Below are 12,930 nucleotides of genomic sequence, written 5' to 3'. Positions count from 1 at the left end.
TGGTGACATCTCCCCCGCAAGGGGGGAGATTATAGGGAAACTGCCGCACCGTCTCCTTCCACATGTCATCGCTCGTTCCGGCCCGAAACCGGTTCCCTCTCCCGCGCCACATGCTGTAGTGTAAGTCCGATGAACCTCGCCAAAGACATGGACGCCCCCGAGCTCGCCGCCCTCCTGCATTTCTATGCGGATGCGGGCGTGGAGTGGCTTGTCGAGGACGAGCCGGCGGACCGGTTTGCGCAGTTTGCCGCCCAGAAGGCGGCGCAGGCCGATGCTAGGGCGCCCGCGTCTGCCCGGCAACAGCCGGCCCAGAATGAGCAGGCCCGAACGGGGGACGCTGGTCCCGCGGCGCCGAAACGTACCGCTCCGACGGCGCGCGCCGCAGCACCGCCGCCTGCCTCCGCGCCCGTATCGGTGCCCGACGAGCAGGCAGTCGCCTCGGCGCGATTCGCAGCCGAAAGCGCCCGCTCGCTCGAGGAGCTCAAGACCGCGCTCGGAACCTTCAACGGCTGCAACCTGAAGAACGGCGCGCGCAACACGGTGTTTGCAAGCGGCGATCCCGCGTCCGGCATCATGGTGATCGGCCCGATGCCGAATGCCGACGACGACCGCGATGGCATTCCCTTCTCCGGGCGGCAGGGGCAGTTGCTGGATCGCATGCTCGGCGCGATCGGGCTTTCCCGCGACGGCGTTCTGCTCACCAATGTCATCCCGTGGCGACCGCCGGGCAACCGCATGCCGTCGCAGGCCGAGATGGACATCTGCCGGCCGTTCCTGGAACGCCAGGTAGCGCTCGCCGAGCCGAAACTCCTGCTGCTACTCGGCAATTTCCCGGCCCGTTTCTTCTTCGGCGGCAATGGGACGATCCATTCGATGCGCGGCGAATGGCGGGACATTGGTTTCGGCGGCGTGACGCTTTCGGCAATCGCCACCCTGCATCCGCAGGAACTGCTCGCGGCTCCTGCCAACAAGGCGCTCGCCTGGCAGGACCTTTTGATGTTCAAAATGCGTTTGTCGGCGCAGTGATTGCCCGCATTTCAGGCAGATTGAACCATAATTCGAGTAAAGTTACGGAAATATGAAAAATGCCATGCAATCGGCGCATGGCAGCGCAGCGTTTTGCTGCATTGCAGAATCGATGTTGCATTGCAATATTAGCCCTGTGTCTTGGGAGGAATTCTAGGTTTAAGGAACCAAGGCCAATGACGACCCGCTTCCGCCCGATCCATTCGGGTTTCGAAACTCTTCGCATCGCCGGCCTGTCGCCGCGCTCGACGAAGGGCTATCACCATTTCGGCTCCGCGACGAACGAGCAGCTCACCTCCTGCGCCCTGGCGCGCCCGGTAGGCGTCACTCGTCCGGCTTCGGTCTTCGCCGATTTCCGCGAACGTTGATCGCGCGACCCAAGGAAGCATCAGCCATGACGGCCATTTTCCACCCGATCCGCACCCTGCGCGAGAACTTTTCTCACATCGGCGCTGCCGTGAACGCCTCGCGCGAATATAGCCGCGCCGGTGCTGTCCGTGCGTCTACCGAAGCGGCCAACCCGGTCGCAGCGGCTATCCCGCTTTAAGCATCCGACTTTCTCAAGTCCCGGGGGTCAAGCCCCGGGCGGCGAAGCCTTGCGCGCCGCTTTCCGCTCGAGCCCCAATTGATGCTCGCGGTAAATGATGAAAATCCCCGCCGATATCGTGATCGCCGTCCCGACCAGCATGGCCGCCGTCGGCACATCCCCGAACAGAACATAGGCGATGCAGATCCCGAGAAGGATCGAGGTGTATTCGAACGGCGCGACCGTCGATACATCCGCATTGCGGTAGCTTTCGGTCAGCAAAATCTGTCCGATGCCGCCGCAGAATCCGGAGCCGATCAAGAAGAGCTTCTCAGGCATCGTCAGCGCCGTCCAGCCGAAGGGCAGGCTGAGCAGTGAAAACAGCGCGCCCGAAAGCGAGAAATAGAGCACGATCGTCGCCGTCTTCTCGGTGCGCACGAGCTGGCGCGTCTGGATCATCGCAAAGCCCGCCAGCACCGCCGAGAGGATGACGGAGGCGGCGCCCATCGCCTGCTCCGAGCCCATTCCGCCCTGTTCGAACATGGTGAGCTTCGGCCAGGAAATGATCACCACGCCGACCATGCCGATCATGACCGCCGTCCAGCGGTAGATGCGCACCGTCTCCTTGAGGAATATCGCGGCAAAGACGACCGCCAGGAGCGGCGAGGAATAACCGATCGCGATCGCATCCGGCATCGGCAGGTGCACCAGGCCGTAAAAGCCGAAAACCATCGACAGGATGCCGAGAAAGCCCCGCTTCACATGGCCGGTCAGGCTGTTCGTGTGGAAGGCGCCACGCAACTCGCCCTGGAAGGCGAGATAGACCATGATCGGCACGAGCGCGAAGGCGGAACGGTAGAATGTGATCTGCCCCGCCGGGATATCGGGACCTGCGGACTTAATACAGGTCTGCATCATCACGAAGACCACCACGGAGGTGACTTTGAACATGATCCCACGCAGGGGATTCAGGGCATCGGCGGACATCAACAACTCATGGGGATTTTAGGCGGAAATCCAGTCCGCGCGGACGGGGCGTGTTGGAGAGACAATCCGGGAGGATTCAGTTTGACGACAAAGTAACGGAAAAGTGCCGTGAAGGGGATCAAAACTGATGATAGGTCGATCAATATCCGTGACCTTGTGAAAGATTGCGCGAAATATACTGGATCGAAATGACGCTTTATTTTGGCCGAAGTTTCAACAATCGTTTAGCATTGCGTGCAATTATCCGCGCGGCGACGGGTGTGTGTGCCAGTTCGACGGGAGTGCTGCGAAACTCCCGACAACAATTTGAAGAGCCGGTTCAGGAAGCAACATGCGAACAGATACGGGCCAGATCGTTCATCTGGCAGATTACCGCCCCACCGACTTCGTCCTGGAACGCGTCGATCTGACCTTCGAGCTCGACCCGACCAACACCAAGGTTGATGCGCGACTGATCTTCCACCGGCGCGAAGGTGTCGACCTCTCGGCGCCGCTGGTGTTGGATGGCGACGAACTAACGCTGTCCGGACTGCTGCTCGACCAGAACGAAGTGCCCGCGGCGCAGTACGATGCGACGCCGGAAAGCCTGACGATCCGCGACCTACCGGCTGAATCTCCGTTCGAAATCACGGTCACCACCTACATCAACCCGGAAGCCAATACCCAGCTGATGGGCCTCTACCGCACCAACGGCGTCTACTGCACCCAGTGCGAGGCCGAAGGCTTCCGCCGCATCAGCTATTTCCCGGACCGGCCGGACGTGCTGGCGCCCTATACGATCACCATCATCGGCGACAAGGCCGCCAACCCGGTCATGCTGTCGAACGGGAATTTCCTGGGCGGCGCCGGTTACGACGAAGGCCGCGCGTTCGCCGCCTGGTTCGACCCGCATCCGAAGCCGAGCTACCTGTTCGCGCTGGTCGCCGGCGATCTCGGCGTGGTCGAGGACACGTTCGTCACCATGTCCGAGCGTGAGGTCACGCTGAAGATCTATGTGGAGCACGGCAAGGAGGCGCGCGCGGCTTACGCCATGGACGCGCTGAAACGCTCGATGAAGTGGGACGAGGAGCGGTTCGGCCGCGAATACGACCTCGACATCTTCATGATCGTCGCGGTGTCCGACTTCAACATGGGAGCCATGGAGAACAAGGGCCTCAACGTCTTCAACGACAAATACGTGCTCGCCGACCCGGAAACCGCGACCGACCAGGACTATGCCAATATCGAGGCGATCATCGCCCACGAGTATTTCCACAACTGGACCGGCAACCGCATCACCTGCCGCGACTGGTTCCAGCTCTGCCTCAAGGAAGGCCTGACGGTCTATCGCGACCACGAATTTTCCGCCGACCAGCGCTCGCGCGCGGTGAAGCGCATCGCGGAAGTGCGGCATTTGAAATCGGAACAGTTCCCGGAGGATGCCGGCCCGCTCGCGCATCCGGTCCGCCCGACCAAATACCGCGAGATCAACAATTTCTACACGACGACCGTCTACGAAAAGGGCTCGGAAGTCACCCGCATGATCGCCACGCTTCTCGGCCGTGACGACTTCAAGGCGGGCATGGATATCTATTTCGAGCGCCATGACGGCCAGGCCGCGACGGTCGAGGATTTCGTCAAGTCGTTTGAGGATGCGAGCGGCCGCGATCTCACGCAGTTCTCGCTCTGGTACCACCAGGCCGGTACGCCCTTGGTCACCGTGTCGAGCGACTACGACCAGGCAAGCGCCACGTTCACCCTGTCGCTCGAGCAGATGATCCCGGCGACCCCTGGCCAGACCGCCAAGGAGCCGATGTACATTCCGCTCTCCTTCGCGCTCATCCTCGGCAACGGCTCGGCAGCAGTGCCGACCAAGGTCGCAGGCGGCGAAGTCACCGGCGAGGTGCTGCATCTGACCGAGCGCCGGCAGACCTTTACCTTTTCGGGCATTTCCTCCCGTCCGGTCCTGTCGCTCAACCGTTCTTTCTCGGCGCCGATCAACCTGCATCTCGACCAGACGCCGGCCGATCTTGCCCATATCGCCCGCCACGACACGGATCTCTTCGCCCGCTGGCAGGCGCTGACCGATCTTGCGCTGCCGAACCTGATGCAGGCGGCGCGCGACGCGCGTGACGGCAAGGACATCACCTGCGACCCGTCTTTCGTCGCGGCCCTTCTGGAAGCTGCCGGCGATGAGACGCTCGAACCCGCCTTCCGCGCCCAGGCGCTGGCGCTGCCGAGCGAGGCCGACATTGCCCGCGAACTCGGCGGCAACAACGACCCGGATGCGATCCATGCGGGCCGCAACGCCATTCTTTCGGAGATCGCCAAGGCCGGGACCAAGACCTTCCTGCGCCTGTTCGAGGACATGAAGGTCGATGGCGCCTTCACGCCGGATGCGGCAAGCGCCGGCAAGCGGTCGCTGCGCAACACCGCGCTGTCCTACCTGACCTATGCGGAAGGAACGCCGGCCCGTGCCGCCGCTGCCTTCGTGTCTGCCGACAACATGACCGATCTCGCCCAGGCGCTGGCGGTGCTTGCCCATCGTTTCCCGGACGCACCGGAAACGACAGACGCGCTTGCCACGTTCCTCGCGCGCTTCGACGGCAATGCTCTGGTCGTCGACAAGTGGTTCTCGACCCAGGCGACCATTCCCGGCGCGGGCGCGCTTGCCCGCGTCAGGGCGCTGATGGAAAACCCGCGCTTCATCGCCACCAATCCGAACCGGGTGCGGTCGCTGATCGGCACGTTCGCCTTCGGCAATCCGACCGGCTTCAACCGTGCCGACGGCGAAGGTTACCGGTTCCTGGCCGAACAGATCCTGGCGATCGACCCGCGCAATCCGCAGCTTGCGGCCCGGATCCTGACCTCGATGCGTTCGTGGCGATCGCTGGAACCGCAGCGCGCCGACCATGCCCGCGCGGCGTTGGCCACGATCGAACAGGCTGCAACGCTTTCGACCGACGTGCGAGACATCGTCGAGCGAATGCTGAAAAGCTGAGCCTAAGGCGCCGGCTTCAAGCGCCGGCGAATTTTTGCAGGAAGCGGGAAACCAGCGAGCGGCAATAGTCGGTCGTCAGCTCGCGATCACCGAACAGGATGTGGTAGATGATCGGCGCGACGATGGAGTCGATCGCTTCGCTTACGTCGAAGGCGCTCTCGCCGCGGGTCAACGCCCGCTCACGCAACGTCTCCAGGTGATCATAGGTAAACTGGCAGCAGCGGCCCGCCGCATTGCCCTCCATGCTGCCCAGCACATCCGCCAGCATCGAGCGTCCGACCTTCGACGACATCTCCTCCGCATATTGAAGAATGAAGGTTTCGAGATCGGACTCCATCGCGCCGGTATCTTCCGGGTCGGCGACCGGCCGCATGCGGGCGACCGCGACATCCGCCAGGAGTTCCGACAGATCCCCCCAGCGGCGATAGATGGTCGACGGCGTCACGCCAGATCTTTCCGCAATCATCGGCACGGTGATCTCGCCGCGATCCATCGTCTTCAGCAGATCCTGGACCGTGCGATGCACTTCGGACTGGATGCGGGCACTGCGCCCACCCTGGCGCACCATCTCCCTGGCCATTCTGTTCTCCTTGCCGGCGCGTCGCCGGAAATATCAAATCTCTTAATGCAAAGATATTGCATTAATGGAGGAATACAACTACATCCGGCTAACGCGAAAAAATTGCGTTAAGGTGAAACGCCATGAGCAATATCCTCCCCGCCTCCCCTTCGCCGTCCGCGCTACGGATGACGGCCTACAGTTTCCTCGGTGCTGTCCTGATCTCCGCAACCAGCAGCGCGCCGACGCCGCTCTACCATCTCTACCAGGAACTCTTCCATCTCTCGCCGGCGATGATCACCCTGATCTTCGGCTCCTACTCCTTCGCACTGCTCGCAGCGCTTCTGACCGTCGGCGGGCTTTCGGACTATCTCGGGCGCCGCCCGCTGATCCTGCTGGCACTGATCTTCAATGCTGCGGCGCTGATCGTCTTCATGCTGGCTGAATCGGGCACGATGCTGCTCGTCGGCCGTATCGTCCAGGGTTTCGCGACCGGGATCGCCTTCCCGACCTTCGGGGCGACGATCCTCGATACCGACAAGCGCAGAGGGCCGACGCTCAACAGCATCACCGCCTTTCTCGGCCTGATGGTCGGCACGCTTGCCGGCGGCACGCTGGTCGCCTTCGCACCCGCGCCGACGCACCTCATCTACGCGCTTCTTTTCATCGTGACGGTGGCCGGCATCATCGCGCTGGCCTTCATGCCGGAGACCATCACCGGACGGCCGGGCGCGCTCGCCGCCATGCGTCCGCATATCAGCGTGCCGCCGCGGGCCCGCACGACGCTTCTCAAGGTCACGCCGGTCAATGTCGCCGGCTGGGCACTCGGGGGCTTCTATCTGTCGCTGATGCCGACGCTGGTTGCGGTTGCGACCGGCATCACCTCGCCCTTCGTGGGCGGCACGGTCGTCGCGACGCTGATGCTGAGCGCCACCGCCTCGGTCTTCGTGTTCCGTGCATGGACGCCCCAGCGGGTTCTGTCGACCGGCACGACCGCGTTGATGATCGGCGTCCTGATCACGCTCTCAGGCGTACACCTGCAGGCGGTCTGGCTCCTCTTCCTCGGCACGGCGGTGGCCGGCCTCGGGTTCGGATCGATCTTTTCCAACATTCTGAAGGTCGTCCTGCCGCTTGCCGAGAGCCATGAAAGAGCCGGTCTGTTCGCAGCCTTCCTGGTCGAGAGCTACCTCGCCTTTTCGATCCCGGCGATTGTCGCCGGACTGATCGCTCCGACGCTCGGCCTCTCCAATACCGCGTATGTCTATGGTGGTGCAATCATCACGCTGGCGGTGATTTCGATTGCGGCTACACGCGCTAACCTTTCCGAAAGCCCGGCCGTCTCCTGAGACGGTCGGTTTGCCGCCCCGCGGGACTCTTCCGATTCGCAATTGAATCAAATCGTTAAAAAAATCTTAGCAAGCCTCTGGACACGAAGAATCACTAATGATTCATTAAGGCAGATTCGGGCGAGCGGCGCGCCGAATCACCATGAGGGACACCATGAAAACCATGTCGGACGTGCAGCGGGCAACCGCGGCCGAGGGGCGGCTGCGTCTTAAATTTCCAAGCCTTGGAAGTTTGCGGCGGGTCATCCCGGATGAGGCCCGACTCTCCGTCAAGCCCATCGCGCGGCAGCTGCCGCGGGTGGAACTCGTTCTCAAGCGTTCGATCCCCCTTCTTATCATCGCATTCCTCACCGTCGTTGCCGCGTCGCGCATTCTCGGCATCGTCTCCGAATACACGCGGATGGAAGATGCCGCACGGCAGGCGACCGCGCTGATGGCGGCCACCGCGAGTGCCGCCTTCTCAGGCGACGCAACGGCACTCATCGGTCGGGACCGCGCCGCCGCAGAAAAACGCCTTGGAACCTTTCTCCCGCAGGAACGCCTGGAGGCCGAGGCCTTCTTCCTCTTCGTCGACGAAACCGGCCGGATCTTCGGCGGGACCAAGCAGGCCGCCAGCTATATCGGCAGGCGCCTGACCTCCGTCCTGCCGGAAACCGCGGCACTGCGGCGGTTCGGCGACGAGAGCGGCGTGATCGAGACCTATTTCGGTGAAGTTCCGCATTACGCGGCCATCGAGATGGTCGGCAGCGAAGGCGTGCTGATCGTGGCGGCCTATTCGCTGGAGAGCATCAATCTTGCGTGGCGTCACGACGTGTCCCTCAACGTCACGCTCTTCACTGGCATTTCTGCAATCCTGCTGGTCATCCTCTACGCCTATTACATGCAGGTGAAACGCGCCCGCGAGGCCGACGAAACCTTCGTCGAATCCAATCTGCGCATCGAGACGGCGCTGTCGCGCGGCCGTTGCGGGCTGTGGGATTTCGACGTCAGCAACCGGCGCCTGTTCTGGTCGGGTTCGATGTACGAGATGCTCGGCCTGCCGCCTGCCGGCAACGTCATCTCGTTTACCGATGCCGCACGGATGATGCATCCGACAGACGGCAATATCTACGCGCTCGCCCGCGCCATCAGCCGCGGCAATGCCAAGCAGGTCGACCAGGTTTTTCGCATGCGCCATGCGGCCGGCCACTATGTCTGGATGCGCGCCCGCGCCCAGCTGGTGAAGACCAGCCAGGGCCGTACCCACGTCATCGGCATCGCCATGGACGTCACGGAGCAGCATCGCCTTGCCCAGCGCTATGCAGAGGCCGACCAGCGTCTTGCGGACGCGATCGAATGCACGTCGGAAGCCTTCGTGCTGTGGGACAAGAACGACCGCCTGGTGATGTGCAACACTCATTTCCAGCAGGCTTACGGCCTGCCCGACAGCGTGCTGGTGCCCGGCACCGAGCGTCACGCCGTCAACGCCGCCGCCGCGCGGCCGGTCATCGAGCGCCGCGTCGCCGATCCGGACGGCAGCGGCCTTTCGCGCACCACGGAAGTGCAGCTCGCCGATGAGCGCTGGCTGCAGATCAACGAGCGCCGCACCCGCGACGGCGGCCTGGTCTCGGTCGGCACCGACATCACGCTGCTGAAGCGCCACCAGGAACGGCTGCGCGACAGCGAGCGCCGCCTGATGGCGACGATCGGCGATCTTTCCTCTTCGCAGAAGAAGCTGGAGCGCCAGAAGTCCGAACTTTCGATCGCCAACGCCAACTATCAGGCGGAAAAGGATCGTGCGGAGGCCGCCAACAAGGCCAAGTCGGAATTCCTCGCCAATATGTCGCATGAACTGAGGACCCCGCTCAACGCGATCCTCGGCTTCTCGGAAATCCTGACGAACGGCATGTTCGGACCGCTCGGCTCGCCGAAATATTCGGAATATTCCAAGGACATCCACGACAGCGGCAAACATCTCCTCAACGTCATCAACGACATTCTCGACATGTCGAAGATCGAGGCTGGCCACATGCGCATCCAGTGCGAGGCGGTCGACCTGAAGCCGCTGATCGAAGAAAGCCTGCGCCTCACCTCGATCTCGGCCCAGGACAAGCAGATCGCCATCCATCAGCGCCTGTGCGACAGCCTCCACATGGTGGCCGATCGCCGCGCATTGAAGCAGGTGATGCTCAACATCCTCTCCAACGCGGTCAAGTTCACCAACCACGGCGGCAGGATCGAACTGCGTGCCCGCAAGATGGAAAAAGGGGTGCTGCTGACGATCGCCGATACCGGCATCGGCATTCCGATGGAAGCGCTCAACAAGATCGGCCAGCCGTTCGAGCAGGTACAGAGCCAGTATGCCAAGAGCAAGGGCGGCTCGGGATTGGGACTTGCCATTTCCCGCTCGCTGATCGGCCTGCACGGCGGCAAGATGCGGATCCGTTCACGGGTCGGCGAAGGCACGGTCGTCTCGCTGCTCATCCCTGACCAGCCGATGCTGGCCGGTCGCAAGCGGGTGGCCTGAGGTCGACCGCGAAACCGGATGAGGGGCGGAGACGCCCATCACTTCCGTACAACCGAATGGAATATTCCCCGCACCGCCTTCGAGAGCCGCTTTACCTCGCCCTCCAGCGTGCGGATATCCGGGCAGTCTCCTGCCCGGCAGACGCGCTCGACGAGCCCTGCGGGCGCATCGCCCGGATCGAACGGTCCATCGACGCAGAGCCGGACGATCTGCGAAAGCTCGGTGAAAAACCGTAGCGCCTCCAGGCATATATCGAGGTCGGCGGGCTTCATCAGCTTTTCGCCGAGCGCCTTCAGGGCTTCTTCCGTGCTGAAACCATAGGTATCGAGCGTCACGCCCCTGGCCGGCGCTATCAGCCGCAGATACTGGGCGATGAACTCGATATCGATCAGGCCGCCGGAGACCAGCTTGAAATCCCAGATATCGCGCGGCGGCTTTTCCTTCTCGATCAGCTCGCGCATCTCGGCAACGTCCTTGGCGACCTTCGCGATATCGGGCTTGGTCGACAGAACTTCGCGGATCAGGCCTTTCGCCTCGTCGACAAGGCTTTCCTCGCCGCAGATCAGCCGGGCGCGGGTGAGCGCCATGTGTTCCCAGGTCCAGGCCTCCTGGCGCTGGTATTTGCCGAATGCATTGATACGGGTGGCGACCGGCCCCTTGTTGCCCGACGGCCTCAAGCGCAGATCGACTTCGAAGATCACCCCCTCGGCCATCGGCGCCGAAAGCGCCGCGACCAGCCGCTGCGTCAGACGGGTAAAATAACGGCTGGAATCGAGCGGCTTGTCGCCCTCGCTTTCCGTCGCCTCGCTATCGTAATCGTAAAGAAGGATGAGATCGACGTCGGACCCGGCAGTCAGTTCGAAACTGCCGAGCTTGCCCATGCCCATGACGGCGACACGGCCGCCCGGATAAAGGCCATGGGCGCTGCGGATCTCCGCCGTCACCGCCTTCAGCGCCGCATCGATCAGGAGGTCGGCGAGATGGGTGAAGGCACGTGCCGCCTGAGCACCCGAGATCGCCCCCGTCAGCAGCCGGATGCCGATCAGGAACCGCTGCTCGGCTGCAAAGATGCGCAGCCGGTCGAGCTTTTCCTCGTAGTGCCGGCCGGCGGTGAGGAATGCGGCCAGGCGATAGGAAAGATAGTCGCGGGTCGGCAGTTCGGCCATCAGGCCGGGATCCAGCATGCCGTCGAAGACATGCGGCTTGGAGGCGATAATATCGGCAAGCCGCGGCGCCGAGGACATGATCGTGACGATCAGCGCCAGCAGCGGCGGGTTGTTGCCGATCAGCGAGAAGAGCTGGATGCCGGCCGGCAGGCCCTTCAGGAAACTGTCGAACCGCAGCAGCGCCTCGTCGGCACGCTTGCTCTCGCCGAACGCCATCAGCAGCGCCGGCATCAGCTCGGTCAGCCGCTCGCGTGCCTCGGCCGATTGCGTGGCGCGATAGCGGCCGTAATGCCAGGTGCGGATAACGCGGGAAATGTCGGCCGGCCGCTCGAAGCCGAGCGAGGCGAGCGTCTTCAGCGTGCCCGGATCGTCCTGCTGGCCGGTGAAGACGAGATTGCCGTCGCCGCCGGACAGTTTTGCCTCCTGTTCGAACAGCCGGGCATAACGTTTTTCGACAGTCTTCAGTACATATTCCAGCCTGGCGGAAAAGCTGGCGGTATCTGCAAAACCGAGCATGAAGGCGATACTCTTCAGTTCGGGCTCGGTTTCCGGCAGGTTGTGGGTCTGTTCGTCGTGGACCATCTGGATGCGGTGTTCGACATCACGCAGGAACCAGTAGGCCTCGGTCAATTCGGCGGCGATGTCAGGCGTGATCCACCGCGCCTCGGCGAGCGCCTTCAGCGCCGTTTCCGTTTCGCGAGCCCGCAGGGGCGGCATGCGGCCTCCAGCGATCAGTTGCTGGGTCTGGGCGAAGAACTCGATCTCGCGGATGCCGCCGCGACCGAGCTTGACGTCGTGGCCCTTCACGGCGATCGCGCCGTGGCCCTTGTGGACATGGATCTGCCGCTTGATCGAATGGATGTCGGCGATTGCCGCATAATCGAGATATTTGCGAAACACGAAGGGGGTCAGCAGCCGTATGAAATTTTCGCCAGCGGCAATATCACCTGCGATCGGCCGCGCCTTGATAAAGGCCGCCCGCTCCCAGTTCTGGCCGCGGCCCTCGTAGTAGATCAGCGCCGCATCGAGCGAGACGGCGAGCGGCGTCGAGCCGGGATCCGGGCGCAGGCGCAGGTCGGTGCGGAACACGTAGCCATCTGCCGTGCGTTCCTGCAGGATGCGGATCAGCCGCCGCATCATCCGGCCGTAGACTTCCGACCCATCGAGAGGATCGGCAAGGATGCCCGCTTCGGGGTCGAAGAAGACGACGATATCAATGTCGGAGGAATAGTTGAGCTCGCGGCCGCCGAGCTTGCCCATGCCGAGCACGATGAGGCCCGCGCCCTTGCTCGGTTCTTCGAGGTCGGCGAGCTTCAGTTTGCCGCTCTCGTGACCGGCGACCAGAAGGTGATCGATCGCCGCCGCGAGGGACGCTTCGGCAAACAGGCTCAGCCAGCGCGTCGTGTCCCTGGCGGAAAAGATACGGGCGAGATCGGCAAGCGCGACGAGGAAGCTCAGGGCACGCTTGCCGGCACGCAGCGCGGTCATCACCTCGTTTTCGGATGGCGCCTTGCCGTCCTTCAGCTGCCATGCCCGCCGCGCCGTATCGACCAGACGGTTGAGCGTCGGCTCCAACGGTTCGGTGATCGCAGTCGACAGAAGTTTTGGCGTGATGACCGCAGTATCGCGCAGGTAAGGCGAGAGGGTGAAGGCGGCGACGATGAAATCCTTGAGCGCGCTATCCCTGCCAATCAGTTCCGCGACGGAAGGCTCGGACTTGCCGATATCCTTCAAGGCCGCCATGGCCGCCTTGGTTTCCGTCTGGTTCAGCGGGCGGATCACCCCCGCCTTCACCGTATCGAGCCGATTTCCGGTCTCCGACACTGGCACCTCC

General features: G+C 63.0%; 9 protein-coding genes. 6 read left to right on the top strand and 3 right to left on the bottom strand.

The features are described 5' to 3' along the window. Nucleotides 1-129: 129 nt before the first annotated feature. The 3 genes from LZK81_RS06530 (at nucleotide 130) to LZK81_RS06520 (ending at nucleotide 1,573) form a co-directional block, all read left to right on the top strand. Nucleotides 130-1,026: a uracil-DNA glycosylase gene (locus LZK81_RS06530; protein ID WP_233955571.1), complete on the top strand. Its 897-nt coding sequence runs from the start codon at nucleotides 130-132 to the stop codon at nucleotides 1,024-1,026. Nucleotides 1,027-1,202: 176 nt separating this feature from the next. After that, a complete protein-coding gene (locus tag LZK81_RS06525) occupies nucleotides 1,203-1,394 on the top strand; it encodes a hypothetical protein (protein WP_046607662.1) in 192 nt (63 codons plus the stop codon). 26 nt (nucleotides 1,395-1,420) lie between these two features. Then, on the top strand, nucleotides 1,421-1,573 hold the full coding sequence (locus LZK81_RS06520) for a hypothetical protein (protein WP_172717206.1): 153 nt from the start codon (nucleotides 1,421-1,423) through the stop codon (nucleotides 1,571-1,573). 27 nt (nucleotides 1,574-1,600) lie between these two features. Here LZK81_RS06520 and LZK81_RS06515 read toward each other — a convergent pair whose 3' ends face one another. Continuing rightward, on the bottom strand, nucleotides 1,601-2,539 hold the full coding sequence (locus LZK81_RS06515; RefSeq protein ID WP_233955570.1) for a DMT family transporter: 939 nt from the start codon (nucleotides 2,537-2,539) through the stop codon (nucleotides 1,601-1,603). A gap of 331 nt (nucleotides 2,540-2,870) precedes the next feature. Between LZK81_RS06515 and pepN the strand changes: the two genes are divergently transcribed. Next, a complete protein-coding gene (gene pepN / locus LZK81_RS06510; RefSeq protein ID WP_233955569.1) occupies nucleotides 2,871-5,519 on the top strand; it encodes an aminopeptidase N in 2,649 nt (882 codons plus the stop codon). A gap of 16 nt (nucleotides 5,520-5,535) precedes the next feature. Here the strand turns inward: pepN and LZK81_RS06505 are convergent, their stop codons facing one another. Beyond that, nucleotides 5,536-6,099, bottom strand: coding sequence for a TetR/AcrR family transcriptional regulator (locus LZK81_RS06505; protein ID WP_233955568.1), 564 nt, complete (start codon nucleotides 6,097-6,099; stop codon nucleotides 5,536-5,538). A 122-nt stretch (nucleotides 6,100-6,221) separates the two neighbouring features. On the opposite strand from LZK81_RS06505, the gene LZK81_RS06500 reads away from it, so the two are divergent. Further along, nucleotides 6,222-7,424 carry an MFS transporter gene (locus LZK81_RS06500; RefSeq protein WP_046607666.1) on the top strand — a complete coding sequence of 401 codons (1,203 nt, stop codon included), beginning with the start codon at nucleotides 6,222-6,224 and terminating at the stop codon, nucleotides 7,422-7,424. Nucleotides 7,425-7,587: 163 nt separating this feature from the next. Continuing rightward, the gene (locus tag LZK81_RS06495) at nucleotides 7,588-9,930 is read left to right on the top strand and encodes a PAS domain-containing sensor histidine kinase (RefSeq protein ID WP_046628352.1); all 2,343 of its coding nucleotides are present in this window, start codon (nucleotides 7,588-7,590) and stop codon (nucleotides 9,928-9,930) included. A gap of 38 nt (nucleotides 9,931-9,968) precedes the next feature. Here LZK81_RS06495 and LZK81_RS06490 read toward each other — a convergent pair whose 3' ends face one another. Further along, nucleotides 9,969-12,920 carry a bifunctional [glutamine synthetase] adenylyltransferase/[glutamine synthetase]-adenylyl-L-tyrosine phosphorylase gene (locus LZK81_RS06490; RefSeq protein ID WP_233955567.1) on the bottom strand — a complete coding sequence of 984 codons (2,952 nt, stop codon included), beginning with the start codon at nucleotides 12,918-12,920 and terminating at the stop codon, nucleotides 9,969-9,971. Nucleotides 12,921-12,930: the final 10 nt, after the last annotated feature.

This window comes from Neorhizobium galegae (assembly GCF_021391675.1).
Lineage (GTDB): Bacteria > Pseudomonadota > Alphaproteobacteria > Rhizobiales > Rhizobiaceae > Neorhizobium > Neorhizobium galegae_B.
The sequence above is the reverse complement of the archived record's forward strand: the minus strand, read 5'-3'. Positions and strand labels throughout refer to the sequence as shown.